This window comes from Streptomyces sp. NPDC043952, assembly GCF_056435325.1.
In genome coordinates, this window is the sequence record NZ_JBWKES010000005.1 from 81,820 (window position 1) to 108,550 (window position 26,731).

A 26,731-nucleotide genomic window follows, 5' to 3' on the forward strand; every position below is an offset into this window, starting at 1 on the left:
CCAGCACCCCCGAGCGCACCGGAGTAACGATGCAGCACGGCAAGTACCGGTTCATCGTGGGGTTCCTGGTACTACCCCTGGGACTGTACGCGCTGTTCGTGGTGTGGCCGTTCATCCAGTCCATCTACTACTCGTTCACGGACTGGACCGGCCTGAGCCCCGAATTCAAAATGGTCGGCTTCGACAATTACAAGAGGATGTTGCACGACGACGTCTTCTGGAAGTCGTTGCAGCACAGCCTGATCTTCGCTCTGGTGCTGCCGGTCGTCACGATCAGTCTGGCGCTTTTCTTCGCCTTCATGATCAATGTGGGCGGAAGACGCAGAAGGGGCGGCCCCGCGATCACCGGCGTGCGGGGCTCCTCCTTCTACAAGATCGTTTATTTCTTTCCGCAGGTCTTGTCCATCGCGATCGTCGCGCTCCTCTTCCAGTTCGCGTACAACCCGGACAGCGGAGCGATCAATTCGTTCCTGCGCGGGATCGGACTCGGTCATGTGCAGCCGCTGTGGCTGGGTGATCCGAGCCTCGCCCTGTGGTGCGTGATGGCCGTCCTCGTATGGTCCACGACCGGCTTCTTCGTGGTCCTGTTCTCCGCGGGCATGGCCTCGATCCCGGCCGAACTGTACGAGGCCGCGCTGATCGACGGTGCGAGCCGCGCCACCACCTTCTTCCGCATCACCCTGCCCCTGCTGTGGGACACCGTGCAGTCCGGCTGGGTCTACATGGGCATCCTCGCCCTCGGCGCCGAGTCGTTCGCGGTCGTACAGATCATGACGACCGGTCCGGGCGGCCCCGACTACTCGACCACCGTGCTGGTCCTGTACGTGTACCAGAAGGCGTTCCGGGACGGTCAGGCCGCCTACGCCACCACCATCGGCGTCGCCCTGCTGGTCGTCACGCTCGCGTTCGCGGCGATCGTGATGCGGCTGGGCCGTCGCGAGCGGCTGGAGTTCTGAACCGATGAAGACGACCGAGACCCCCGCCCCGCTGCCGGCCGAGCCCGGTGCGAGCGTCTCCAAGGTGGACGCGCCGGCGCCGAAGCCGGGCCGCCGCGCGAGGGAGGGCGGCGTCCTCAACGTCTTCTCGCACGGCGTGCTGATCATCTGGGCGATCATGGTGGTCATGCCGCTGCTGTGGGCGGTGATGACGTCCTTCAAGAACGACAGCTCCATCTTCGGCTCGCCCTGGGCGCTGCCCGACCGGCTGCACTTCGAGAACTGGGCGCGGGCCTGGACCGACGCCAACATGAGCGACTACTTCCTCAACACCGTTCTGGTGGTGGGCGGTTCGCTCATCGGCACCCTGGTGCTCGGCTCGATGGCCGCCTACGTGCTGGCCCGGTTCGACTTCCCGGGCAACCGCTTCATCTACTACCTGTTCATCGGCGGCATGAGCTTCCCGATCATGCTGGCGCTGGTCCCGCTGTTCTACGTCGTGAACAACATGGGCCTGCTGAACACCATCCACGGGCTGATCCTGGTCTACATCGCGTACTCGCTGCCGTTCACCGTCTTCTTCCTCACGGCGTTCTTCCGCACCCTGCCGACCTCGGTGGCGGAGGCGGCGTTCGTGGACGGCGCTTCGCACACGCGTACGTTCTTCCAGATCATGCTGCCCATGGCCAAGCCCGGCCTGATCAGCGTGGGCATCTTCAACTTCCTCGGCCAGTGGAACCAGTACATGCTGCCCACGGTCCTCAACACCGACCCCGACAAGAAGGTGCTCACCCAGGGCCTGGTCCAGCTCGCGGTCAGCCAGGGCTACAAGGGCGACTGGTCGGGCCTCTTCGCGGGCCTGGTGATGGCCATGCTGCCGGTGCTCGGGGCGTACATCGTCTTCCAGCGGCAGGTGGTGCAGGGGCTCACCGCGGGGGCGCTGAAGTAGGCCGTTCACTCCGCTGGGGGTGACGCCCCGTGATCGTCCGCGCGCACGCCGTTCCGGTCGTCCGGGCGGCGTGCGCCGCCGTGTCGTACCCCTTATCCGGCTCAACCTCTTGACGTGAGTCACCCCGAACGGCTCAGCTTAGAGTTCACTAGTTGGACATACACGGGGCCTCGCCGAAGCGGCCCCGCGCTCAGGAGGTCGTCGTGGAGACTCCAGGGTCGCAGTCGTCACTGCACCGAGCCAACCTGGAGCGGGTGGTACGGGCCGTCCGGCTGGCCGGTTCGCTGACGCAGGCCGAGATCGCGCGGACGACCGGCCTGTCCGCCGCCACGGTCTCCAACATCGTGCGCGAACTGAAGGACGGCGGGACGGTCGAGGTCACGCCCACCTCGGCGGGCGGGCGCCGGGCCCGCAGCGTCAGCCTCAGCGGGGACGCGGGCATCGTGATCGGCGTCGACTTCGGGCACCAGCACCTGCGGGTCGCGGTCGGCAACCTCGCCCACCAGGTGCTGGCCGAGGAGGCCGAACCGCTGGACGTGGACGCCTCCGCCGCCCAGGGCTTCGACCGGGCCGAGGAACTGGTCAGCAGGCTGATCGTGGCCACCGGCGTCGACCGGTCCAAGGTCGCGGGCGTCGGCCTCGGCGTGCCCGGCCCCATCGACCTGGAGTCCGGCACCCTCGGACACAGCGCCATCCTGCCCGGCTGGGGCGGCACCAAGCCCGCCGAGGAACTGCGCGAACGCCTCGGCGTGCCGGTGCACGTGGACAACGACGCCAACCTCGGCGCCCTCGGCGAACTGGTCTGGGGCAGCGGCAAGGGCGTACGCGACCTCGCCTACATCAAGGTCGCCAGCGGCGTCGGCGCCGGCCTCGTCATCGACGGCACCATCTACCGCGGTCCGGGCGGCACCGCGGGCGAGATCGGCCACATCACCCTGGACGAGTCGGGCCCGGTCTGCCGCTGCGGCAACCGCGGCTGCCTGGAGACCTTCGCGGCCGCCCGCTACGTCCTGCCGCTGCTCCAGCCCAGCCACGGCCCCGACCTCACCATGGAGGGCGTCGTACGGCTCGCCAGGGAGGGTGACCCCGGATGCCGCCGGGTGGTCGCCGACGTCGGCCGCCACATCGGCAGCGGCGTGGCCAACCTGTGCAACCTCCTCAACCCCAGCCGGGTGGTCCTCGGCGGCGATCTCGCGGAGGCCGGCGAGCTGGTCCTCGGGCCCATCCGGGAGTCCGTCAGCCGCTACGCGATCCCCAGCGCCGCCCGCCAACTCACCGTGCTGCCAGGGGCACTTGGCGGCCGCGCCGAGGTGCTGGGCGCGCTCGCCCTCGCGCTGAGCGAGATGGGCGATTCGGCCCTTCTGGACGGATCCGCCACCACCGCTCCGGCCGTGTCCGCCCCTGCCTTCACTTAGAGAAGGAATGGCACCGTTGCCATCTCGTTAAGGATTTACTTCTTGACGTCGCACGTGTGGCCGAGTTGACTTCCAGCCACCTCGGCCGCAACGACGCGGCCTCGTCAGGGAGGTTTGAGAAGTGAACACGCGTATGCGTCGTGCGGCCTTCGCCGTTGCCGCTGGTGCCATGGCCGTCTCGCTCGCCGCCTGTGGCAGCGCCAAGGAGTCCGGCAACGGAAGCAAGCCCTCCGGCAGCGCCAAGAAGGGCGATGCCATCAAGATCGGTCTGCTCCTGCCGGAGAACCAGACGGCCCGTTACGAGAAGTTCGACCGACCCTTGATCGAGAAGAAGATCAAGGAGCTGACGAACGGCAAGGGCCAGGTCGTCTACGCCAATGCCAAGCAGGACGCCAGCACCCAGAACCAGCAGGTCGACGCGATGATCACCAACAAGGTGGACGTCCTCATCGTGGACGCCGTGGACACCGCGGCGATCAAGGGCTCGGTGCAGAAGGCCAAGGACCAGGGCATCCCCGTCGTGGCGTACGACCGGCTGGCCGAGGGCCCGATCAGCGCCTACACCTCGTTCGACAACGAGACCGTCGGCAAGACCCAGGGCGAGGCCCTGCTGAAGGCCCTGGGCTCCAAGGCCAAGTCCGGCAAGATCGTGATGATGAACGGCTCCATCACCGACCCGAACGCCGCGCAGTTCAAGAAGGGCGCCCACGAGGTGCTCGACGGCAAGGTGAACATCGGCAAGGAGTACGACACCAAGGACTGGAAGCCGGAGAACGCCAACTCCAACATGGAGGCCGCGATCTCGGCGCTCGGCAAGAAGAACATCATCGGCGTGTACTCCGCCAACGACGGCATGGCCGGCGGCATCGTCACCGCCCTCAAGGCGGCCGGCATCTCCGTCCCGGTCACCGGCCAGGACGCCGAGCTCGCGGGTGTGCAGCGCATCGTCTCCGGCGACCAGTACATGAGCGTCTACAAGCCGTACGCCCCGGAGGCCGACGCGGCTGCCGAGATGGCCGTCGCGCTCGCCCAGGGCAAGTCGCTCGACTCCATCGCCAAGGACAAGGTCGACAGCCCGACCACCAAGCAGATCCCCACCGTCATCCTCCCGGTCACCGCGCTGACCAAGGACAACATCAAGGACACCGTCGTCAAGGACGGCGTCTACACGGTCGCCGACATCTGCACCGCGCAGTACAAGGCCGCCTGCGCCAAGCTCGGCCTGAAGTAAGCCGCCGCAACACGCCTCGATTCCCGGAGAGTTCACCCCCGTGACTCTCCGGGCCGGCCCCTCCGCGGGTGAAGGCGTCCCCTGCTCCTCCGGCGTCCCGCGACCCATACAGCCCCGCAAGCTCGGCGCGGGGCGCCGGACGGAACCCCCCAACTTTCTGCACAACCTCCCGCCGGGTCAGGCGGCGAAGGAGATGGTTCACGTGTCCGCTACGCCCGTGCTGGCGTTGCGCGGGGTCTCCAAGCGGTTCGGTGCCGTCCAGGCGCTCACCGACGTAGAGCTTGAGGTCCACGCCGGTGAGGTGGTCGCCCTGGTGGGCGACAACGGCGCCGGAAAGTCCACGCTGGTCAAGACGATCGCCGGCGTGCATCCCATCGACGAGGGCGCCATCGAATGGGAAGGCCGCCCCGTCCAGGTCAACCGGCCCAACGACGCCCAGGCCCTGGGCATCGCGACGGTCTACCAGGACCTCGCGCTGTGCGACAACATCGACGTGGTCGGCAACCTCTACCTGGGCCGGGAGCTGCTCAAGCGCGGCATCCTGGACGAGGTCGAGATGGAGCGCCGCTCCCGTGACCTGCTCGACCAGCTGTCGATCCGCATCCCCAGCGTGCGCATCCCGATCGCCTCCCTCTCCGGCGGTCAGCGCCAGGTGGTGGCCATCGCCCGCTCCATGCTCGGCGAGCCCAAGCTGGTCATCCTGGACGAGCCCACCGCGGCCCTCGGCGTCGAGCAGACCGCACAGGTGCTCGACCTGGTGGAGCGGCTGCGCGAGCGCGGCCACGCCGTCATCCTCATCAGCCACAACATGGCCGACGTCAAGGCCGTCGCCGACAAGGTGGCGGTGCTGCGGCTCGGCCGCAACAACGGCGTGTTCGACGTCGCCTCGACCTCTCAGGAAGAGATCATCTCCGCCATCACCGGCGCCACCGACAACGCCGTCACCCGGCGTGCGGCGCGTAGCACCAAGGAGGTCCAGAAGTGAGCCTGGACAAGACCTCCACGCCTCCCGAGGACCACACTCCCCAGGACGCCGTCGTGGAGAACCCCGAGGCGGCGGCCGGCACCGTCACCGCCGTGGACCCCCGCCTGCTCGTGCGCGAGCAGGGCTTCGCGGGCTACGTCACCGAGTTCAAGCGGAAGATGAAGGCCGGTGACCTCGGCTCGGTTCCGGTCATCATCGGTCTCGCCGTCATCTGGATCATCTTCCAGAGCCTGAACTCCAACTTCCTCACCGCGGGCAACCTCTCCGACATCTCCGTCGCCATGGTCGGCACGGGCCTGATCGCCGTCGGCATCGTCTTCGTGCTGCTGCTCGGCGAGATCGACCTCTCGGTCGGTTCCGTCTCCGGTGTCGCGGGCGCCTCCTACGCGGTGCTGACCGTCACCCACGGCATGTCCGCCTGGCTCGCCCTGGTGCTGTCCATCCTGGTGGGCACCGTCGCGGGCGCGCTGCACGGTTTCTTCTTCGCGAAGATCGGCGTCCCGGCGTTCGCCGTCACCCTGGCCGGCCTGCTGTTCTGGAACGGCTTCATGCTCCAGATCCTCGGCGACAGCGGCACCATCAACCTGGACGACCAGGGCCTGGTCGCCAAGCTGACCAGCTACTACTTCTCCGACGTGGCCGCCGCCTACGGGCTCGCGCTCGTCGCCACCGTGCTGTTCTTCCTCACGTCCTTCCTCGGCAACCGGCGCCGCGAGGCCGCCGGGGTGCCGTCCCGGCCGCTGAGCGAAACCATTCTCCGTACGGCGCTGCTCGCGGTCGTCTCCTTCGCCGCCGCGGCCGTCTACAACCAGTACAAGGGCCTGCCGCTGGCCGTCGTGATCTTCCTCGTGATGCTCGTCATCACGGACTTCGTGCTGCGCCGCACGGCGTACGGCCGCAAGGTGTTCGCGCTCGGCGGCAGCGTCGAGGCCGCCCGCCGCGCCGGCATCAACGTCGCCCTGATCCGCATCTCGGTCTTCGCGATCTCCGGCACCTTCGCCGCGATGGGCGGCCTGATGATGGCCTCCAAGATCGCCGCGGCCAACCAGGGCGCGGGCGGCGGCGACCTGCTGATGAACGCGATCGCGGCGGCGGTCATCGGCGGCACCTCGCTGTTCGGCGGCCGCGGCCGCACCTGGAACGCGCTGCTCGGTGTGCTGGTGATCGTCTCGATCCAGTACGGTCTCGCGCTCAAGGGCATCGCGTCGCCCGTGCAGTACATGATCACCGGTGGCGTGCTGCTCGCGACCGTCGTGATCGACGCGGTCACCCGCAAGACGCAGAAGACGGCCGGACGGGCATAACACACCCCGCTTCGGTGAACTCCACGTGCCCGGCGCCGCAAAGGTGCCGGGCACGTTCATGCCGGGCGTCGCCGGAAAGTTAGACTCTGGCGAGCCCGGCAAGCTCGATCAGCTCTATTGCAAGGAGGCACGGGTGCCGCTGCTGACCCGCATCACGGGACCGCGCGATCTGGACCGGCTCAGCCTGGAGGAGCTGGACCAGCTGGCAGGGGAGATCCGGACCTTCCTGGTGGAGGCCGTCTCCAAGACCGGCGGACACCTCGGCCCCAACCTCGGCGTGGTGGAGCTCACGATCGCCCTGCACCGGGTGTTCGAGTCGCCCAGGGACAAGGTGCTGTTCGACACCGGCCACCAGTCCTATGTGCACAAGCTCCTCACCGGCCGGCAGGACTTCTCCCGGCTGAAGATGAAGGGCGGCCTCTCCGGCTACCCCGCGCAGGCCGAGTCCGCGCACGACGTCATCGAGAACAGCCACGCCTCCACGGTGCTCGGCTGGGCCGACGGCATCGCCAAGGCCAACCAGCTCATGAAGCGGGACAGCCATGTCGCCGCCGTCATCGGCGACGGCGCGCTGACCGGCGGCATGGCCTGGGAGGCGCTCAACAACATCGCCGCCGCCAAGGACCGCCCCCTCGTCATCGTCGTCAACGACAACGAGCGGTCGTACGCCCCCACCATCGGCGGCCTCGCCAACCACCTGGCCACCCTGCGCACCACCGACGGCTACGAGCGCTTCCTCGCCCGCACCCGCGAGGTGCTGGAGAAGACCCCCGTCGTCGGCCGGCAGCTCTACGAGACCCTGCACGGCGCCAAGAAGGGCCTGAAGGACTTCATCGCCCCGCAGGGCATGTTCGAGGACCTGGGCCTGAAGTACGTCGGCCCGATCGACGGCCATGACATCGAGGCGCTGGAGTCGGCGCTGTCGCGTGCCAAGCGGTTCGGCGGCCCGGTCATCGTGCACTGCCTCACCGAGAAGGGCCGCGGCTACCAGCCCGCCCTCCAGGACGAGGCCGACCGCTTCCACGCCGTCGGCAAGATCCACCCGGACACCGGCCTGCCGATCGCCGCGTCCGGCGCCGACTGGACCTCCGTGTTCGGCGAGGAGATGGTCAAGCTCGGCGAGGAGCGCGAGGACCTCGTCGCCATCACCGCGGCCATGCTCCAGCCGGTGGGCCTCGACAAGTTCGCCAAACGTTTCCCCGAACGCGTGTACGACGTCGGGATCGCGGAGCAGCACGGCGCCGTCTCCGCCGCGGGCCTCGCGCACGCCGGCGTCCACCCCGTCTTCGCCGTCTACGCCACCTTCCTCAACCGCGCCTTCGACCAGGTCCTGATGGACGTGGCCCTGCACAAGTGCGGCGTCACCTTCGTGCTCGACCGGGCCGGCGTCACCGGCACCGACGGCGCCTCCCACAACGGCATGTGGGACATGTCGATCCTCCAGGTCGTCCCCGGCCTCAGGATGGCCGCGCCGCGCGACGCCGACCAGGTGCGCGCCCAGCTGCGCGAGGCCGTCGCCGTCGAGGACGCGCCGACCGTGGTGCGCTTCTCCAAGGGCGCGGTCGGCCCCGCCGTCCCCGCCGTCGGCCGGGTCGGCGGCATGGACGTACTGCGCGAGGCGGGCACCGAACGGCCCGACGTGCTCCTCGTCTCCGTCGGCGCCCTCGCCCCGATGTGCCTGGAGATCGCCGGCCTGCTCGACAAGCAGGGCATCTCCACCACCGTGGTCGACCCGCGCTGGGTCAAGCCCGTGGACGAGGCGATGGCCCCGCTGGCCGAGCGGCACCGGGTCGTCGTCACCGTCGAGGACAACAGCCGGGTCGGTGGCGTCGGCTCCACCATCGCGCAGGCGCTGCGCGACGCGGGCGTCGACGTGCCACTGCGCGACTTCGGCATCCCGCCGCGCTTCCTCGACCACGCCTCCCGCGCCGAGGTGCTCGCCGAGATCGGGCTCACCGCGCCCGACATCGCCCGCCAGGTCACCGGGCTGGTCGCCAAGCTGGACGGCCGGTTCGACCGTACGGCGGACCCGGTGGACTCCGTGGAATCCGCGCGCGACTAGGACCAGCGCTCCCGACCGGGCCGGTTCCGCCCCTCCTTGCGGTGGCGGAACCGGCCCGCTTGCGTAAGCCTGCCTGTCACGGGGCACTCGCGTCCCGGTCCTCTCGATCAAGTCGACCAGGTCGAGGACGACAAGCGTGGGAGGCAGCAACGTGAGCAGCTCGCTCTTCCGGACGAAGAACGTCGAGCAGTCGATCCGGGACACCGAGGAACCGGAGCATGCGCTCAAGAAGTCGCTCTCCGCGCTCGATCTGACCGTTTTCGGCGTTGGTGTGATCATCGGTACCGGTATCTTCGTGCTGACCGGACAGGTCGCCAAGAACAACGCCGGTCCCGCGGTCGCCCTGGCCTTCGTCGCCGCCGGTGTGGTCTGCGCCCTCGCCGCCCTGTGCTACGCCGAGTTCGCCTCCACGGTGCCGGTGGCCGGCTCGGCGTACACCTTCAGCTACGCCTCCCTGGGCGAGCTGCCCGCCTGGATCATCGGCTGGGACCTGGTGCTGGAGTTCGCGCTCGGCACCGCGGTGGTCGCGGTCGGCTGGTCCGGCTACATCCGCTCACTGCTGGACAACGCGGGCTGGCACCTGCCGGGCTACCTCTCGGGCCGGGACGGCGCCCACGGCTTCGGCTTCGACGTCCTCGCCGCGCTCCTCGTGCTCGTCCTGACCGCGATCCTCGTCCTCGGCATGAAACTGTCGGCCCGGATCACCTCGCTGGTCGTCGCGATCAAAGTGGCTGTCGTGCTCATCGTGATCATCGCCGGTGCCTTCTTCGTCCGCACCGGCAACTACCATCCCTTCATCCCGCCGGCCCAGCCGGTCCCGGCCGGCGCCAGCCTCAGGGCGCCGCTGGTGCAGCTGATGTTCGGCTGGGCGCCCGCCAACTTCGGCGTGATGGGCATCTTCACCGCCGCCTCGGTGGTGTTCTTCGCCTTCATCGGCTTCGACATCGTGGCCACCGCCGCCGAGGAGACCCGCAACCCGCAGCGGGACGTGCCGCGCGGCATCCTCGGCTCGCTGATCATCTGCACCGTGCTCTACGTGGCCGTCTCGGTCGTCGTCACCGGCATGCAGAACTACACCCGGCTGTCCGTGGACGCCCCGCTCGCCGACGCGTTCAAGGCCATCGGGCACCCCTGGTACGCGGGCGTGATCAGCTTCGGCGCCGCGATCGGACTGACCACCGTCTGCCTGATCCTGCTGCTCGGCCAGACGCGGGTGTTCTTCGCGATGAGCCGGGACGGGCTGCTGCCGCGGTTCTTCTCGCGGGTCCACCCCAGGTTCCGGACCCCGCACCGGCCGACCATCCTGCTCGGTGTGATCATCGCGATCGTCGCCGGTTTCACCAGCCTCAGCGAGCTTGCCGAACTGGTCAACATCGGCACATTGTTCGCCTTCGTGGTCGTCGCGATCAGTGTGATCATTCTGCGCAGAACGCGACCGGACCTGCCCCGCGCCTTCCGCACCCCCTGGGTGCCGTTCATCCCGATCCTGTCCGTGTGCGCCACGCTCTGGCTGATGCTCAATCTGCCCGCCGAGACCTGGCTGCGGTTCGCCATCTGGATGGTGATCGGTTTCGTCGTCTACTTCCTCTACGGTCGTTCGCACAGCCGCCTCGCCCGCCCCGAGCAGCCCGAGCCGGAGCCCGCGCCACCGATGTCGTGACCCGCCCCGCCGTCGTCGTATCCCGCCGGGCGGCGTCACCGGCTCAGCCGAGCACCGCGCGCGGCCCGGTCACCCGCGCGCCCAGCTCCGTCACCCGGCGCCGCAGTTCACGGTCCGCGGTAACCACCAGACAGACCCGGCCCGCCGCCTCCGCCACCAGCTCCACCATCCGGTCGTCCCCGCTGCCCGGCGCCTCCTCCACCCGTACTCCGGGCACGGAGGGCACCCCGCGCGCGGCCCCCTCGACCACCAGCACCAGTTCCAGCGGGCCGGGCAGCTCCGCCGTACCCGAACCGGCGTACGCCACCAGGCGGTCGCGCAGCCGTTCGGCGGCCCCGCGCCGGTCCCGCCACCAGCCGTCGGGCACGGAACCGACGACATTGGCGCCGTCGACGATGAGCAGGGGCGGGGCCGGGTCCGGGGCGGCGGTGGTGTCCGGGGTGTTCGTCATACCCGCCATGGTGCCCCGTCCGCCGGGCGCTCAGGGCTCCGGCTTAAAGTGACCGGGTGAACGGAGACTGGCTCCTTCGCGGCCGAGACGGCCGGCTCAGTGTCTACCAGTCGTCGGGCGACGCCCTGCTGTGCCGGGCGGAGAGCGCCCCCGGCGGCCCCTGGACCGGTCCGCGCAAGGTCGGCGGCGAACAGAAACTGCATCCCGTCCAGGCCCTCGGCCAGGGCGCGGACGGCTACGCCCACCTGGTGTCCTGGCGGCCCACCGGCAACGGCGAGGCGGGCCTCGTGCACTCCACCCACTTCCGCGCCCACCTCGCCGCCCTGGACTGGAGCCCGGTCGGCCACCCCGACAAGAAGGGCGACCGCACCGGCCGGCCCGCCGTCGCCGTGGACGCCGAGGGCCGCGCCCATGTCTTCGTGCGCAACAAGGGCGGCGGCGTCAGCATGCTCGCGCAGAAGGAGAAGGGCGGCTGGGAGCCCTGGCGGGACCTCGGCGGCCAGGGCGTCCAGGACGGACTCGCCGCGGTGACGGGGGAGTCCGGCAGGGTCGAGCTGTACGCGGCGGGCCCCGAGGGCGTCCTGTACTGGCGTCAGGAGGCCCCCGGTGCCCAGCCCGTCCTCCAGGAGTCCCTGAAGGCGCCGGTGCGTCCGGGGAGCCTGTACGCCCTCGCCACGTCCGCCGGCAGTACGACGCTCTACTACACCGGCACCGACGGCGGACTGTGCGCGTGGCGGCCCGGCGGCAAGCCGGTCACCCTGCTGCCCGCCGCGGGCCACGGCCCGGTCAGCGCCGTCCGCTGCGACCTCGACGGCCACGACTGCACCCTGCTGGCCCAGCGCTCGGCCACCGGCCGTGTCGCCTTCGCCGCCTACCCGACCGAACTGGAGTCCGCGGGCGCCTGGTGGACCGAGTCGGGCCCGCCGCTCACGGTGGACGCGCGGGTGTCCCTCGCGACGGACGCGGACGGCCGGGTGGTCGCCGCGACGCTCTCCCCGTCGACCGGCCGGCTACTGCTGACCCGCCGCAAGAACGAGCCGGGCCTCGCACTGGAGGCATGGCGGACCGCCTGAGCCCGCGCCCTGGCCGCCTTGGGCGCCGGTCTGCTCAGGCCGGGTGGGTGGGGTTTGCGTCGGGGGCGTGGCGGGTCGTGTGAGTCCGCGGCGTGTCGGTGGGTCGTGGTCGCTTTGGTGCGGATCTGTCGAGGGTTGCCGGGTCGCTTTGGTGGCTGGGCCTTGCCGGGTGGGTGGGCTTCGCGCTGGAGGCGAGGCGGACCGCCTGAGCCCCTGCCCGGACCGGCGGGCCCTGGCCGTCATGGGGCCGACCCGGTCAGGGCTGCCGGGGCGCGCCTGCGGCTGGGCCCCGCCGGGTGGACGTGCGAAAGGGCCCCCGGCGGCGGAACTTGGGTTCCAGGGGTCGTTGCAACACCGCCTGGTTTAGGTGGTGAGTAGATCACGTAGACGCTCGGCTGGGGTATCCCAGCCGAGCGTCTTGCGTGGGCGGCCGTTGAGTTCCTGGGCGACGTGTTCGAGGTCTTCGGGGCTGTGGACGCTCAGATCGGTGCCCTTGGGGAAGTACTGCCGCAGCAGCCCGTTCGTGTTCTCGTTCGAGCCGCGTTGCCAGGGGGATGCCGGGTCGCAGAAGTAGACGGGCATGCCGGTGGCCATGCTGAACTGCTTGTGCCGTGCCATCTCGCTGCCCTGATCCCAGGTGAGGGAGCCGCGCAGGTGGTCGGGCAGGGTCTGGATCGTGGCGACGAGCCCGTCACGGACGGTCTCGGCGTCGTGGGCTCCGCCCGGCAGGTGGACCAGCATGGTGTAGCGGGTGCTGCGCTCGACCAGGGTGGCGATCGCAGAACGGCCGCCCGCGCCGATGATCAGGTCGCCTTCCCAGTGACCGGGCACCGCCCGGTCCTCGACGGCGGCGGGCCGGTCGCTGATCATCACCATCGGGTCGATGAACCGCGGGGTGCGCCGCTCAGGGTCCCGGCGTGGCTTGCGGCGGGTCCGGCCGGAACGGACGGCGGCCTGGACCTCCCGCTTCAGGCCGCCGCGGGCCTGGAAATACAGCGCCTGGCAGATCGTCTCCACGCTCACCCGCATGCTCCGGTCGTCGGGATACTCCTTGCCCAGAGCGTGACAGATCTGCTCCGGCGACCAGCGCCCGCGCAGTCCGTCCTGGACGAAGCACCGCAGCCGGCCCTCACGCAGCAGCTTGCGCTCCTTGGGCCGGGGCCTGCGCACGGCCGCCGCACGGTGGGCTGCGCAGGGCTGACAGCCCTCGCTGCCCGAGTTCGCGTCGATCTCGCGCTTGACCGTGCTCGCCGGCCGCCCCAGAGCCCGTCCGACCGCCCTCAGCGACTGCCCGGCCGCACAGAGATCACGGATCTTCTCCCGCTCCGCGAGCGTCAGGAACCGCGGGTGAAGCTGCTTCTCCAGGGCCTTCAGGCCCACCGGTGGCGTGGTCACACCGCCCATCGTGACGGTCCCGGTGGTGTAGTCGACACGGCGCCCGTCGGCATAAGTGCGCGTGGTGCCGCTCTTCTTGACGCCCCAGTCCCAGTCCTTGGCCGTGCGCTCGTTCACACCGACCTGCCGGGCCGCCACCCGGCGTGCGACACCGGCGGCCCGAAGCCGCTCGTACTCGTTCCGCCCGGGATGCCGCCGCGGCAGACGCACCGAGCTCCGTCCGGCCTTCCGAGCCCAGGCGAAAGCGGTGTTCCGGTTCACCCCCAGCTCATGCGCCACGACGGTCACGTTCCCCACGACATCCAGCCGGGCAAGGAAACGCTCCCGCACCCCCGCAAAATCACGTTCAACGGCCACGGTCCTCGCAACTCCCACAGATCGCGGGTGTTGCGAGGACCGTTAGAACCCAAGGGGGCGGGGGCCCTGCACGTCGGTGCTGCCGGTGTTACGCCGGGACGCTCGCCACGCCCGGAGCCAGGAACGGCTTGCCGTTCACCCGCTGCGAGACGCCCTCGCGGTCCAGGTACGGCGTGATGCCGCCCAGGTGGAAGGGCCAGCCGGCGCCCGTGATCAGGCACAGGTCGATGTCCTGGGCCTCGGCCACGACACCCTCGTCCAGCATGAGCCCGATCTCCTGCGCCACCGCGTCCAGGACGCGCTCGCGCACCTGCTCCTCGGTCAGGGCGACATCGCCCTGCTTGAGGAGCGCGGCGACCTCCGGGTCCAGCTCCGGCTTGCCGCTGTCGTAGACGTAGAAGCCACGCTTGCCGGCCTCGACCACGGCCTTGAGGTTCGGGGACACCGTGAAGCGGTCCGGGAAGGCCCGGTTCAGGGTCTCCGAGACGTGCAGGCCGATCGCCGGGCCGACCAGTTCGAGCAGGACCAGCGGGGACATCGGCAGGCCCAGCGGCTCGACCGCCTTCTCGGCGACCTCGACCGGGGTGCCCTCGTCGATGACGTTCTGGATCTCGCCCATGAAGCGGGTCAGGATGCGGTTCACGACGAACGCCGGGGCGTCCTTGACCAGCACCGCGGTCTTCTTCAGCTTCTTGGCGACCGCGAACGCGGTGGCCAGGGAGGCGTCGTCGGTCTGCTCGCCGCGGACGATCTCCAGCAGCGGCAGGATCGCGACCGGGTTGAAGAAGTGGAAGCCCACGACCCGCTCGGGGTGCTGGAGCTTGGCGGCCATCTCCGACACCGACAGCGAGGAGGTGTTCGTCGCGAGGATCGCGTGCGCCGGGGCGACCGCCTCGACCTCCGCGAACACCTTCTGCTTGACGCTCATCTCCTCGAACACGGCCTCGATGACGAAGTCCGCGTCCGCGAAGCCCTCGGCCTTGTCCAGGACACCGGTGACCAGCGCCTTGAGGCGGTTGGCCTTGTCCTGGTTGATACGGCCCTTGCCGAGCAGCTTGTCGATCTCGGCGTGGACGTAGCCCACACCCTTGTCGACGCGCTCCTGGTCGATGTCGGTCAGCACGACCGGCACCTCCAGGCGGCGCAGGAACAGCAGCGCGAGCTGGCTGGCCATCAGACCGGCGCCGACGACGCCGACCTTGGTGACCGGGCGGGCCAGGTTCTTGTCCGGGGCGCCCGCGGGACGCTTGCCGCGCTTCTGCACCAGGTTGAACGAGTAGATGCCGGCGCGCAGTTCGCCGCCCATGATCAGGTCGGCGAGCGCCTGGTCCTCGGCGTCGTAACCCTGCTGGAGGTCACCGTTCCTGGCGGCCTCGATGATGTCCAGGGCGCGGTAGGCGGCCGGGGCGGCGCCGTGCACCTTGGAGTCGGCGATGAAGCGGCCCCTGGCGACGGCCTGGTCCCACGCCTCGCCGCGGTCGATCTCCGGGCGCTCGACCGTGATGTCGCCCTTGAGGACCTTCGCCGTCCACAGCAGCGACTGCTCCAGGAAGTCGGCACCCTCGAACAGGGCGTCGGCGATGCCGAGTTCGAAGACCTGCTTGCCCTTGAGCTGCTTGTTCTGGTTCAGCGAGTTCTCGATGATGACCGAGACGGCCTTGTCGGCGCCGATCAGGTTCGGCAGCAGGGTGCAGCCGCCCCAGCCGGGGACCAGGCCGAGGAAGACCTCGGGCAGCGAGAACGCCGGGATCGCCTGCGAGACGGTCCGGTAGGTGCAGTGCAGACCGACCTCGACGCCGCCGCCCATGGCCGCGCCGTTGTAGTAGGCGAAGGTCGGCACGGCGAGGCCCGAGAGGCGCTTGAAGACCTCGTGACCGCCCTTGCCGATGGCGAGCGCGTGCTCGTGCTCCTTCAGCAGCTCGACGCCCTTGAGGTCGGCGCCGACCGCGAAGATGAACGGCTTGCCGGTGATGCCGATACCGGCGATCGCGCCCTCGGCGGCCTCCTTCTCGACCTGGTCGATCGCCGCGTTCAGGTTGGCGAGCGAGGCGGGCCCGAAGGTGGTCGGCTTGGTGTGGTCCAGGCCGTTGTCCAGCGTGATCAGCGCGAAGCGGCCGGCGCCGAAGGGGAGGTCGAAGTGGCGGACGTGCGCACTGGTGACGACCTCGTCGGGGAACAGGCTCGCGGCCTGCTCGAGAAGCTCGGTGGTGCTCACTTGTCCCCCTCGAAGTGCGGGTTCTCCCAGATGACCGTCGCGCCCATGCCGAAGCCGACGCACATGGTGGTCAGGCCGTAGCGGACGTGCGGCTGCTCCTCGAACTGGCGGGCCAGCTGCGTCATCAGGCGGACGCCGGAGGAGGCCAGCGGGTGGCCGAAGGCGATGGCGCCGCCGTACTGGTTGACGCGCGCGTCGTCGTCCGCGATGCCGTAGTGCTCGAGGAAGGCCAGGACCTGGACGGCGAAGGCCTCGTTGATCTCGAACAGGCCGATGTCGGAGATGGACAGGCCCGCCTTGGCGAGCGCCTTCTCGGTGGCCGGGATCGGGCCGTAGCCCATGACCTCGGGCTCCACGCCGGCGAAGGCGTAGGAGACCAGACGCATCCTGACCGGCAGGTCGTGCTCGCGGGCGAAGTCCTCGGACGCGATGATCGACGCGGTGGCACCGTCGTTCAGACCGGCCGCGTTGCCCGCGGTGACCCGGCCGTGCACGCGGAACGGCGTCTTGAGGCCCGCGAGGTTCTCCAGGGTGGTGCCCGGGCGCATCGGCTCGTCGGCGGTCACCAGGCCCCAGCCGGTCTCGCCGGTCTCGGGGGTGGTGCGGCGCACCGAGATCGGCACCAGGTCCTGCTGGATCTTGCCGTCGGCGTACGCCTTGGCGGCCTTCTCCTGCGAGCGCACGGCGTACTCGTCGGCGCGCTGCTTGGTGATGCTCGGGTAGCGGTCGTGCAGGTTCTCCGCGGTCATGCCCATGAACAGGGCCGACTCGTCCACCAGCTTCTCGCTGACGAACCGCGGGTTCGGGTCCACGCCCTCGCCCATCGGGTGGCGGCCCATGTGCTCGACACCGCCGGCGATGACGGCGTCATAGGCACCGAAGGCGATCGAGCCGGCGGTGGTCGTCACGGCGGTCAGCGCGCCGGCGCACATGCGGTCGATGGAGTAACCGGGCACGGACTGCGGCAGGCCCGCGAGGATGCCGGCGGTGCGGCCGAGGGTCAGGCCCTGGTCGCCGATCTGCGTGGTCGCGGCGATGGCGACCTCGTCGATCTTCTTCGGGTCCAGTCCGGGGTTGCGGCGCAGCAGCTCCCGGATCGCCTTGACGACGAGGTCGTCGGCACGAGTCTCGTGGTAGATGCCCTTCGGGCCCGCTTTGCCGAACGGGGTGCGGACGCCGTCGACGAAGACGACGTCCCTGACGGTACGAGGCACGATGGCTCTCCTCCATGGTGCGGGACGCTGAGCGCTTGCTTAAGCCCATGCTACTTGTGAGTAATGTAGCTGCCCAGTCCACCGGCGGGTAGCGGCGAAGGTCACACTGGTGGCCGCCATCTTGGCGCGATTACGACGCCCCGGACCCGCCCCCGCAGCGGCGCGGGAAACCACGCGGGCACCCCGCGACGACCCACGGCCGCCGCCGTACGTCACCGACCGCTCGGCGTTCAGACACTCCCGCCCGGCGCTCCGCGGGCGCCCCGTCCGCGCTCAGGCACCCTTCCCCGACAGCGCGGCCGCCAGGACCGGCGTCACCAGCTCCACCTGCCATGGCCGTGCCCCGTACCCCGCGAGTGCCGCCGAGACGGACCCGGCGTCGACCACGGCGGGCGGCTGCCAGCAGAGCCGGCGGACCGTGTCCGGGGAGATCAGGTTCTCCTGGGGCATGGACAGCCGCTCGGCGAGCGCCGTCACCGCGGCCCGCGCCGCGGACAGGCGCGCCGCCGCCGAGGGGTCCTTGTCGGCCCACGCCCGCGGCGGGGGCGGACCCGTCACCGGCTGCCCCGGCTGCGGCAGCTCCGACTCGGGCAGTGCCTTCGCCCGGTCCACCGCCGCCTGCCACTGCTCCAGCTGCCGGCGCCCGGTGCGGTGCCCGAATCCGTTCAGCGCGGCCAGCGCGTGCACAGTGCCCGGCAGGGCCAGCGCCGCCTCCACGATCGCCGCGTCCGGCAGCACCTTGCCCGGCGAGACGTCCCGCCGCTGCGCGATCCGGTCCCGCGTCTCCCACAGCTCCCGTACGACCGCCAGCTGCCGGCGCCGCCGTACCTTGTGCATCCCGGACGTACGGCGCCACGGTTCCTTGCGGGGCTCGGCCGGCGGGGCGCTCGCGATCGCGTCGAACTCCTGGAGGGCCCACTCCAGCTTGCCCTGGCGGTCCAGCTCCTTCTCCAGGGCGTCGCGCAGGTCCACGAGGAGTTCGACGTCCAGCGCGGCATAGCGCAGCCACGGCTCGGGCAGCGGGCGGGTGGACCAGTCGACGGCGGAGTGGCCCTTCTCCAGGACGAAGCCGAGCACGTTCTCCACCATGGCGCCGAGGCCGACGCGGGGGAACCCGGCGAGCCGCCCGGCCAGCTCGGTGTCGAACAGCCGGGTGGGGAGCATGCCTATCTCGCGCAGGCACGGCAGGTCCTGGGTGGCCGCGTGCAGCACCCACTCCACGCCGGACAGCGCCTCGCCGAGCGCGGACAGGTCGGGGCAGGCGATGGGGTCGATCAGTGCGGTGCCGGCGCCCTCGCGGCGCAGCTGCACCAGGTACGCGCGCTGGCCGTAGCGGTACCCGGAGGCGCGCTCGGCGTCCACGGCGACCGGCCCGGAGCCGGCGGCGAACGCGGCGACCACCCGGTCGAGCGCGGCGTCGTCGGCGACGACGGGCGGAACGCCCTCGCGGGGCTCCAGAAGGGGTGTCGGCGCCTCCGTCACAGAAGATCCGGCGTCGTCGGGAGGGGTGTCCCCATGGCTGCGCCGGGTGCTGTCTGCTGCGGTGTCTTGGGCGTCGGTCACCTGTCAAGGGTATCCATGCGTGGACAGCACCCGTCGCCGGAACGTTCCGTCGACGGGCACCGAGGGGTCGTAAACCAGTCAGCCCGGTGAAATCGCCGGTTCAGGGGAGTGAAACGGCCGTTTTCCGGACGTGGCCGGTGGGGAGGGGAGTGGGGCGGGGCAAGGGGAGATCAAAGGGCGGGGAGCGGGGGAAGGGTCAGTGGATGATCCCGGTGCGCAGGGCCACGGCGACCATGCCGGCCCGGTCGCCGGTGCCCAGCTTGCGGGCGATGCGGGCGAGGTGGCTTTTCACGGTGAGGGCGGACAGGCCCATGGACACGCCGATCGCCTTGTTCGACTGGCCCTCCGCGACCAGTCGCAGCACCTCGACCTCGCGTCCGGACAGTTCGCGGTAGCCGCCCGGGTGGCTCGGGGCACCCGGCGGGCGGCGGTGCATACGGGCGGCGGCGCCGAGGGGGGCGGCGCCGGGGCGGGTGGGGAGCCCGATGTTGGTGCGGGTGCCGGTGACGACGTAGCCCTTTACCCCGCCCGCCAGGGCGTTGCGGACCGCGCCGATGTCGTCGGCGGCGGAGAGCGCGAGCCCGTTGGGCCAGCCCGCGGCGCGGGTCTCGGAGAGCAGGGTCAGGCCGGAGCCGTCGGGCAGGTGGACGTCGGCGACGCAGATGTCGCGGGGGTTGCCGATGCGGGGACGAGCCTCCGCGATGGACGAGGCCTCGATCACATCGCGCACACCGAGCGCCCACAGATGACGGGTGACGGTGGAGCGCACACGCGGGTCGGCCACGACCACCATGGCGGTCGGCTTGTTCGGGCGGTAGGCGACCAGGCTTGCGGGTTGCTCAAGGAGAACGGACACCAGGCCTCCTGGGTGGGGGACGGGGCCGGCTTGTGGGGAAGAAGCCGGGACGAACCGTGCTTTCAAGGTCACAGTCGTCTTCGGCAGCAAACGTGTCCGCCTTTAGAGAGTGATCACGATCTAGTGAGTAACAATCCGTGCAATTCGGACAGCTGATCGATCACCCGAAGATCGAATCGGTTCGAGTGGATGCGATTCGAGGTCACAATGTGGCCGTATCGACAAAGAGATGGTCAATAAGCCCCCCTGGAGGGGGACGGCGGTCGTGACCCGCCGTCACATCACCGGGACTGCGGCCCCCTGCGCTGCGGCAGCGTCACCACCGAGGCGTCGCCCGGACCGGCCGGCGGCAGCCCCCCGACCTGGGCCAGCAGATCGCACCAGGAGACCAGGTGGGCGGCCGTGTCCGGCACCCCGCCGAGGCCCTCGCGCGGCGTCCAGGACGCCCGGATCTCGATCTGCGAGGCGGCCGGCCGGTCGGCGAGACCGCCGAAGTAGTGCGAACTCGCGCGCGTGACGGTGCCGCTCGGCTCGCCGTAGCCGAGGCCGCGCGCCCCCAGCGCACCGGTCAGCCAGGACCAGCACACCTCCGGCAGCAGCGGATCGGCCGCCATCTCCGGCTCCAGCTCCGCCCGCACCAGCGTCACCAGCCGGAACGTGCCCCGCCAGGCGTCGTGCCCGGCCGGGTCGTGCAGCAGCACCAGGCGCCCGTCGGCCAGCTCCTGCTCGCCGTCGACCACCACCGCCTCCAGCGCGTACGCGTACGGCGCGAGCCGCTGCGGCGCGGGGGTCGGCTCCACCTCGATCTGCGGGCGCAGCCGGCAGCCGCGCAGGGCTTCGACCGCGGCCCGGAACGCCGGCGGACCCGCGGCACCCGAGTGCCGGTCCGCCTCCTCGGTGTCCTTCACGTCGCCCAATCCGTCAGCGCCTTCCGACCTGTGTCCGTGAGCCGCAGCCATGCGGGGAAGAGTAAGGGGAACCGTGCCCCTGCGCAGGCAAGACACCCCGCGACGTGCACGTCCTCGCCGCCTGTGCACGGCCCCTCCACACCGGCATGCGAGACTTTCCCCGTGACCGCCAACGAGGCCCCGACGGGCAAGCAGCCGACCGCGACGTACGACAGCGCCTTCCTCAAGGCGTGCAGGCGTGAACCCGTGCCGCACACCCCCGTGTGGTTCATGCGCCAGGCCGGCCGCTCCCTGCCCGAGTACCTCAAGGTGCGCGAGGGCATTCCGATGCTGGAGTCGTGCAGGCGGCCCGAGCTGGTCACCGAGATCACCCTCCAGCCGGTGCGCCGGCACGGCGTGGACGCGGCGATCTACTACAGCGACATCGTGGTCCCGCTCAAGGCCATCGGCCTCGACCTGGACATCAAGCCCGGCGTCGGCCCGGTCGTCGAGCAGCCCATCCGCACCCGCGCCGACCTGGCCCGGCTGCGCGACCTGACCCCCGAGGACGTCTCGTACGTCACCGAGGCCGTCGGGATGCTCACCCGCGAGCTGGGCCCCACCCCGCTGATCGGCTTCGCCGGCGCTCCCTTCACGCTGGCCAGCTACCTGGTCGAGGGCGGCCCGTCGCGGACGTACGAGAACGCCAAGGCGATGATGTACGGCGACCCCGAGCTGTGGGCCGACCTGCTCGACCGCCTCGCCGACATCACGGCCGCCTTCCTCAAGGTCCAGATCGAGGCCGGCGCCTCCGCCGTGCAGCTGTTCGACTCCTGGGTCGGCGCGCTCGCCCCCGCCGACTACCGCCGCTCGGTGCTGCCCGCCTCGGCCAAGGTGTTCGAGGCGGTCGCCGGGTACGGCGTCCCGCGCCTCCACTTCGGCGTGGGCACCGGCGAGCTGCTGGGCCTGATGGGCGAGGCCGGCGCGGACGTCGTCGGCGTCGACTGGCGCGTCCCGCTGGACGAGGCCGCCCGCCGCGTCGGCCCCGGCAAGGCGCTCCAGGGCAACCTGGACCCGACCGTGCTGTTCGCCGGCAAGGACGTCGTCGAGACCAAGGCGCAGGAGGTGCTGGACGCCGCCGCGGGCCTGGAGGGCCATGTCTTCAACCTCGGCCACGGCGTGATGCCCAGCACCGACCCCGACGCGCTGACCCGGCTCGTGGAGTACGTGCACTCCGCGAGCGCCCGCTGATTCACCAGGTCGGGTAGGAGGACCGCGCGCGCCTGCCGAACAGCAGGCCGGGCGGCTCCGGCGGGGGCGGGGTGCCCGGCCTGAGCGGCAGGGCGATGAGCAGCCCCACCAGGAAGCCGATCACGTGCGCCACGTACGCCACCGTGCCCGCGCCGGACACCCCCTGCCCGGACGAGTACACGGCCTGGAGCACGAACCAGAAGCCCAGCACCAGCCAGGCCGGCAGCCGCAGCGGCAGGAACACCAGGAACGGCACCAGCACCCACACCCGTGCTCCGGGCCACAGCACGAGGTAGGCGCCGAGCACCCCGGCGATCGCGCCCGACGCGCCGATCAGCGGGGCGCCCGAACCGGCGTTGAGCAGCGCGAAGCCGTACCCGGCCGCGTAGCCGCAGACGACGTAGAAGACGAAGAAGCGGATGTGGCCCATCCGGTCCTCGACGTTGTTGCCGAAGATCAGCAGGAACAGCATGTTGCCCAGCAGGTGCAGCCAGCTGCCGTGCACGAACATCGCCGTGAACACCGACAGCGGCGGCGACTTGTGGAAGCCGCGCGGGGCCACCACACAGCCGGGGCCGTGCGGGCCCACGCCCACCTGGCCGGTCGGTACGAGCTGGGGAACCTGGCCGTGGATCAGCTCCCTCGGGACCGCCGCGAAGCGGTCCATGAAGGCCTCCAGATGGCACAGCTGCGCCAGGTTCTCCGCGCCGGTCAGCGAGCCGGGCATGCCGGGCGTCGACAGGAACACGAGGACGTTCGCGAGGATCAGGGCGTACGTCACCCACGGGGTGCGGCGCACCGGGTTGATGTCATGGACGGGGATGACCACGAAGAAGTAGTGCCCCGCGAGCCCGCGGTCAATCGAGTGATCGCGCCGAACGAGCCCGAGCCGGTCAGCTCCCGCGCACCCGCTGTGCCGCCTTGCGCGCGGCCACCAGCACCGGGTCCCACACCGGTGAGAACGGCGGTGCGTAGCCGAGGTCCAGGGCGGTCATCTGCTCCACCGTCAGCCGCGCGGTCAGCGCCACCGCCGCGATGTCCACCCGCTTGGCCGCGCCCTCGCGCCCCACGATCTGCACCCCGAGCAGCCGCCCGGTGCGGCGCTCGGCGAGCATCTTGACCGTCATCGGGGAGGCGCCGGGGTAGTAGCCGGCCCGGCTGGTCGACTCGATGGTGACCGCCTCGAACTCCAGGCCCACCCGGCGCGCGTCCTTCTCGCGCAGACCGGTGCGGGCGATCTCCAGGTCGCAGACCTTGCTGACCGCCGTGCCGACCACGCCGGGGAAGGTCGCATAGCCGCCGCCCGCGTTGGTGCCGATGACCTGCCCGTGCTTGTTGGCGTGGGTGCCCAGCGGGACGTACTGCTCCTGCCCGGAGACCAGGTTCAGGACCTCCACGCAGTCGCCGCCCGCCCAGATGTTCTCCTGGCCGCGCACCCGCAGGGCCAGGTCGGTGAGCAGCCCGCCGTGCGCGCCGAGCGGCAGCCCGGCGGCGCGCGCGAGGGCGGTCTCGGGGCGGACGCCGATGCCGAGGACCACCACGTCGGCCGGGTACTCGGCGTGCTGGGTGGCCACCGCGCGGACCCGGCCGTCCTCGCCGGTGAGGATCTTGGTGACCTCGGCGCCGTTCACCATGGTGATGCCGAGCCCCTCCATGGCGCGGTGCACCAGGCGGCCCATGTCCGGATCGAGGGTGGACATCGGCTCCTCGCCGCGGTTGACGACCGTCACCTCGAAGCCCCGGTCGATCAGCGCCTCGGCCATCTCCACGCCGATGTACCCGGCGCCCACGACCACCGCGCGCCGGCCCCCGGTGCCGGCCAGCGTGTCGATCAGCGCCTGCCCGTCGTCCAGGGTCTGCACGCCGTGCACCCCGGTGGCGTCCGCGCCCGGCAGCTCCGGGCGGACCGGACGGGCCCCGGTGGCGATCACCAGCTTGGCGTACGACGTCCAGGACTCGGTGCCGGAATCCACGTCCCGCGCGCGCACCCGCTGCCCCGCCACGTCGATCTCCGTGACCTCGGTGCGCAGCCGCAGGTCGATGCCCCGCGCGCGGTGCTCCTCGGGGGTGCGGGCGATCAGCTCGTCCCGCCCGGAGACGGCGCCGCCCACCCAGTAGGGGATGCCGCACGCCGAGAACGAGGTGAAGTGACCGCGCTCGAACGCCACGATCTCCAGGTCCTCCGGCCCCTTCAGGCGCCGCGCCTGCGACGCCGCCGACATGCCCGCGGCGTCCCCGCCGACGACGACCAGCCGCTCCCGCCCCTGATGCGTGCTCATGGGAACACGCTAGAGGGTCCGGGGCGCCACGGGACACGGGACCTACGGCCCCGTCCGGACTGTCAGTGGGGTCTGAGAGAGTGGGCACCATGAGCGCAACGGGTACGAGTTCGGGGCACGCCGTCGTCATCGGAGCCGGTATCGCCGGTCTGGCCGCCGCCCACCGGCTGCTGGCGCGCGGCGCGCGGGTGACGGTCCTGGAGGCGTCCGAGCGGGTCGGCGGCAAGCTGCTGCCCGGCGAGATCGCGGGCGTGCGGGTCGATCTCGGTGCCGAGTCGATGCTCGCGCGCCGCCCCGAGGCCGTCGCCCTCGCCCGCGAGGCAGGGCTCGGGGACCGGCTCCAGCCCCCGGCCGTGGCGAGCGCCGCCCTGTGGACCCGCGGCGCGCTGCGCCCCATGCCCAAGGGCCATGTGATGGGCGTGCCCGGCACCGCCGCCGCGCTCGCCGGCGTCCTGTCCGAGGACGGCCTGGCCCGCATCGAACAGGACACCGTCCTGCCCCGCACCGAAGTCGGCGACGACGTGGCGGTGGGGGAGTACGTGGCGGCCCGGCTCGGCCGCGAGGTCGTGGACCGCCTGGTCGAACCCCTGCTCGGCGGGGTGTACGCGGGCGACGCGTACCGCATCTCCATGCGCTCCGCCGTCCCCCAGCTCTTCCAGGCCGCCCGCGCGCACGCCGCGCTGACCGAGGGCGTCCGCGAGATCCAGGCCAGGGCCGCCGCGGCCCAGCAGAGCGGGCCCGTGTTCATGGGCATCGAGGGCGGCGTGGGCACCCTGCCGCTCGCGGTCGCCGAGTCCGTCCGGGCGCGCGGCGGCGAGATCCGCACCGGCACCCCCGTCACCGAGCTGCGCCGGGAGCCCGCGGGCGGCTGGCGGATCACCGCGGGCGGACAGCCGTTGCACGCCGACGCCGTGGTGGTCGCCGTACCCGCCCCGGCCGCCGCCCGGCTGCTGCGCCCCGAGTCCCCGGCCGCCGCCGCCGAGCTGGCCGCCGTCGAGTACGCCTCCATGGCCCTGATCACCCTCGCCTACCGGCGGGCCGACCTGTCCCTGCCCGAGGGCAGCGGCTTCCTGGTGCCGCCCGTCGACGGACACACCATCAAGGCCGCCACCTTCGCCTCCCAGAAGTGGGGCTGGATCGCCGAGGACGACCCGGACACGGTCGTGCTGCGCACCTCGGTCGGGCGGTACGGCGAGACGGCGGTCCTCGGCCGGGACGACGCCGACCTGGTCGAGGCCTCCCGGCACGACCTCCGCGAGGCCGCCGGCATCGAGGCCGCGCCCGTCGAGAGCCGGGTCACCCGCTGGAGGGACGGGCTGCCCCAGTACCCGGTCGGGCACCACTCGCGGGTGGCCCGCATCCGCGAGCACATCGCCAAGCTTCCGGGGCTCGCGGTCTGCGGCGCGCAGTACGACGGCGTGGGCATCCCCGCGTGCGTCGCGAGCGCCGAGGCGGCCGTCGACCAGCTGTCCGGTGATCTGCGCGGGGTCGAGGAGCTGACCGCCCACCCGGTGCAGAGCCTGCACGGCGGAGCGGGAGAATAGGAACCATGAGTGACGACGCCCCCACCACCGAGTCCGGCAGGATCCCCAACAAGGGCAAGCTGGCCAAGGACCTGAACGATGTCATCCGCTACACCCTGTGGTCGGTCTTCAAGCTGAAGGACGTGCTCCCGGCCGACCGCGCGGGCTACGCCGACGAGGTCCAGGAGCTGTTCGACCAGCTCGCCGCCAAGGACGTGACGATCCGCGGCACGTACGACCTGTCCGGTATGCGGGCCGACGCCGACCTGATGATCTGGTGGCACGCGGAGACCAGCGACCAGCTCCAGGAGGCGTACAGCCTCTTCCGCCGCACCAAGCTGGGGCGGGCGCTGGAGCCGGTGTGGTCCAACATGGCGCTGCACCGCCCGGCCGAGTTCAACCGCTCGCACATCCCCGCGTTCCTCGCCGACGAGACGCCCCGCGACTACGTGAGCGTCTACCCCTTCGTGCGCTCGTACGACTGGTACCTGCTGCCCGACGAGGACCGCCGCCGCATGCTCGCCGACCACGGCAAGATGGCCCGCGGCTTCCCGGACGTGCGCGCCAACACGGTCGCCTCGTTCTCGCTGGGCGACTACGAGTGGATCCTCGCCTTCGAGGCGAACGAGCTGTTCCGCATCGTCGACCTCATGCGCCACCTGCGCGGCTCCGAGGCGCGCAGGCACGTCCGCGAGGAGGTCCCGTTCTTCACGGGCCGCCGCAAGGACGTGGCCGAGCTGGTGGCCGGGCTGGCGTAAGGCCCGACCCGCTCATCCCGCCGCCCGCTTTCGGCCGGGGACGGGTTCGGCGCGGGGCGCGCAGGACGCGTTCCGCGCCGGGAGGCGGCCCGTCAGCAGGTAGTCGTCCAGATAGCCGTCGACGCACGTGTTGGGGCCGCCGCCGATGCCGTGGGTGCCCGCGCCCCGCTCGGTCACCAGCCGGGAGCCGGCCAGCCGCCGGTTCATGTCCAGGGCCCCCGCGTACGGCGCGGCCGCGTCCCGCTCGGCCGCCAGGACCAGCACCGGGGGCAGGGGGGGGGGGGGGGGGGGGGGGGGGGGGGGGAGGGGGGGAGGGGGGGGGAGAGGGGGGGGGGGGGGGGGGGAGAGCGCGTACGGGCCGCGGCGAA

General features: G+C 71.2%; 21 protein-coding genes and 1 pseudogene. 12 read left to right on the plus strand and 10 right to left on the minus strand.

The window, feature by feature from the left end; translation table 11 throughout:
- The first annotated feature begins 29 nt into the window (after nt 1-29).
- From AC069R_RS07580 to AC069R_RS07615, 8 genes are all read left to right on the plus strand, one after another.
- Nucleotides 30-956 (plus strand): carbohydrate ABC transporter permease, encoded by a 927-nt coding sequence (locus tag AC069R_RS07580; RefSeq protein ID WP_397983454.1) that lies wholly within the window; start codon nt 30-32, stop codon nt 954-956.
- Between the two features lie 4 nt (nt 957-960).
- Complete coding sequence (locus AC069R_RS07585; RefSeq protein WP_478765388.1) at nt 961-1,884, plus strand: carbohydrate ABC transporter permease; 924 nt, start codon at nt 961-963, stop codon at nt 1,882-1,884.
- Between the two features lie 203 nt (nt 1,885-2,087).
- The gene (locus AC069R_RS07590) at nt 2,088-3,299 is read left to right on the plus strand and encodes an ROK family transcriptional regulator (protein ID WP_397983452.1); all 1,212 of its coding nucleotides are present in this window, start codon (nt 2,088-2,090) and stop codon (nt 3,297-3,299) included.
- A gap of 133 nt (nt 3,300-3,432) precedes the next feature.
- Nucleotides 3,433-4,530 carry a substrate-binding domain-containing protein gene (locus AC069R_RS07595; RefSeq protein ID WP_478765706.1) on the plus strand — a complete coding sequence of 366 codons (1,098 nt, stop codon included), beginning with the start codon at nt 3,433-3,435 and terminating at the stop codon, nt 4,528-4,530.
- A gap of 193 nt (nt 4,531-4,723) precedes the next feature.
- Nucleotides 4,724-5,515: an ATP-binding cassette domain-containing protein gene (locus AC069R_RS07600; protein ID WP_397983451.1), complete on the plus strand. Its 792-nt coding sequence runs from the start codon at nt 4,724-4,726 to the stop codon at nt 5,513-5,515.
- On the plus strand, nt 5,512-6,819 hold the full coding sequence (locus AC069R_RS07605; RefSeq protein WP_397983450.1) for a sugar ABC transporter permease: 1,308 nt from the start codon (nt 5,512-5,514) through the stop codon (nt 6,817-6,819). The genes AC069R_RS07600 and AC069R_RS07605 overlap by 4 nt, the downstream gene beginning before the upstream one ends.
- Nucleotides 6,820-6,952: 133 nt before the next feature.
- Nucleotides 6,953-8,881 carry a 1-deoxy-D-xylulose-5-phosphate synthase gene (gene dxs, locus AC069R_RS07610; RefSeq protein WP_478765389.1) on the plus strand — a complete coding sequence of 643 codons (1,929 nt, stop codon included), beginning with the start codon at nt 6,953-6,955 and terminating at the stop codon, nt 8,879-8,881.
- 151 nt (nt 8,882-9,032) lie between these two features.
- The gene (locus AC069R_RS07615; RefSeq protein ID WP_478765391.1) at nt 9,033-10,541 is read left to right on the plus strand and encodes an amino acid permease; all 1,509 of its coding nucleotides are present in this window, start codon (nt 9,033-9,035) and stop codon (nt 10,539-10,541) included.
- Between the two features lie 43 nt (nt 10,542-10,584).
- Here the strand turns inward: AC069R_RS07615 and AC069R_RS07620 are convergent, their stop codons facing one another.
- Nucleotides 10,585-10,992 (minus strand): PIN domain-containing protein, encoded by a 408-nt coding sequence (locus AC069R_RS07620; RefSeq protein ID WP_478765392.1) that lies wholly within the window; start codon nt 10,990-10,992, stop codon nt 10,585-10,587.
- 56 nt (nt 10,993-11,048) lie between these two features.
- Between AC069R_RS07620 and AC069R_RS07625 the strand changes: the two genes are divergently transcribed.
- Nucleotides 11,049-12,065, plus strand: a complete 1,017-nt coding sequence (locus AC069R_RS07625) for a DUF8189 domain-containing protein (RefSeq protein WP_478765394.1) — start codon at nt 11,049-11,051, stop codon at nt 12,063-12,065.
- Between the two features lie 363 nt (nt 12,066-12,428).
- Here the strand turns inward: AC069R_RS07625 and AC069R_RS07630 are convergent, their stop codons facing one another.
- The 6 genes from AC069R_RS07630 to AC069R_RS07655 form a co-directional block, all read right to left on the minus strand.
- Entirely contained in the window at nt 12,429-13,664 is a 1,236-nt protein-coding gene (locus AC069R_RS07630; RefSeq protein ID WP_478765708.1) for an IS30 family transposase, read from the minus strand.
- A gap of 241 nt (nt 13,665-13,905) precedes the next feature.
- The gene (locus AC069R_RS07635) at nt 13,906-16,032 is read right to left on the minus strand and encodes a 3-hydroxyacyl-CoA dehydrogenase NAD-binding domain-containing protein (protein ID WP_478765395.1); all 2,127 of its coding nucleotides are present in this window, start codon (nt 16,030-16,032) and stop codon (nt 13,906-13,908) included.
- On the minus strand, nt 16,029-17,246 hold the full coding sequence (locus AC069R_RS07640; protein ID WP_478765397.1) for a thiolase family protein: 1,218 nt from the start codon (nt 17,244-17,246) through the stop codon (nt 16,029-16,031). Before AC069R_RS07640 ends, AC069R_RS07635 begins: the two co-directional genes overlap by 4 nt.
- Before the next feature lie 273 nt (nt 17,247-17,519).
- The gene (locus tag AC069R_RS07645; protein WP_478765399.1) at nt 17,520-18,809 is read right to left on the minus strand and encodes a ribonuclease D; all 1,290 of its coding nucleotides are present in this window, start codon (nt 18,807-18,809) and stop codon (nt 17,520-17,522) included.
- Between the two features lie 196 nt (nt 18,810-19,005).
- Nucleotides 19,006-19,665, minus strand: coding sequence for a response regulator transcription factor (locus tag AC069R_RS07650; protein WP_030777669.1), 660 nt, complete (start codon nt 19,663-19,665; stop codon nt 19,006-19,008).
- A gap of 281 nt (nt 19,666-19,946) precedes the next feature.
- The gene (locus tag AC069R_RS07655; RefSeq protein WP_397983443.1) at nt 19,947-20,624 is read right to left on the minus strand and encodes a DUF3000 domain-containing protein; all 678 of its coding nucleotides are present in this window, start codon (nt 20,622-20,624) and stop codon (nt 19,947-19,949) included.
- 111 nt (nt 20,625-20,735) lie between these two features.
- Here AC069R_RS07655 and hemE point away from each other — a divergent pair, with 111 nt between their 5' ends.
- Nucleotides 20,736-21,803, plus strand: a complete 1,068-nt coding sequence (hemE, locus tag AC069R_RS07660; RefSeq protein ID WP_478765401.1) for a uroporphyrinogen decarboxylase — start codon at nt 20,736-20,738, stop codon at nt 21,801-21,803.
- 1 nt (nt 21,804) lies between these two features.
- Here the strand turns inward: hemE and AC069R_RS07665 are convergent, their stop codons facing one another.
- Together AC069R_RS07665 and AC069R_RS07670 are read right to left on the minus strand one after the other, a co-directional pair.
- Complete coding sequence (locus AC069R_RS07665) at nt 21,805-22,632, minus strand: rhomboid family intramembrane serine protease (RefSeq protein WP_478765402.1); 828 nt, start codon at nt 22,630-22,632, stop codon at nt 21,805-21,807.
- A gap of 64 nt (nt 22,633-22,696) precedes the next feature.
- A complete protein-coding gene (locus AC069R_RS07670) occupies nt 22,697-24,082 on the minus strand; it encodes an FAD-dependent oxidoreductase (protein WP_478765404.1) in 1,386 nt (461 codons plus the stop codon).
- A gap of 89 nt (nt 24,083-24,171) precedes the next feature.
- Between AC069R_RS07670 and hemG the strand changes: the two genes are divergently transcribed.
- Both hemG and hemQ read left to right on the plus strand, forming a co-directional pair.
- A complete protein-coding gene (gene hemG, locus AC069R_RS07675; protein ID WP_478765406.1) occupies nt 24,172-25,626 on the plus strand; it encodes a protoporphyrinogen oxidase in 1,455 nt (484 codons plus the stop codon).
- Nucleotides 25,627-25,631: 5 nt separating this feature from the next.
- On the plus strand, nt 25,632-26,363 hold the full coding sequence (gene hemQ, locus AC069R_RS07680) for a hydrogen peroxide-dependent heme synthase (RefSeq protein ID WP_478765408.1): 732 nt from the start codon (nt 25,632-25,634) through the stop codon (nt 26,361-26,363).
- 12 nt (nt 26,364-26,375) lie between these two features.
- On the opposite strand, the pseudogene AC069R_RS07685 reads toward hemQ, so the two are convergent.
- Nucleotides 26,376-26,639: pseudogene (locus tag AC069R_RS07685) on the minus strand (alpha/beta hydrolase); the annotation flags it as partial.
- Nucleotides 26,640-26,731: the final 92 nt, after the last annotated feature.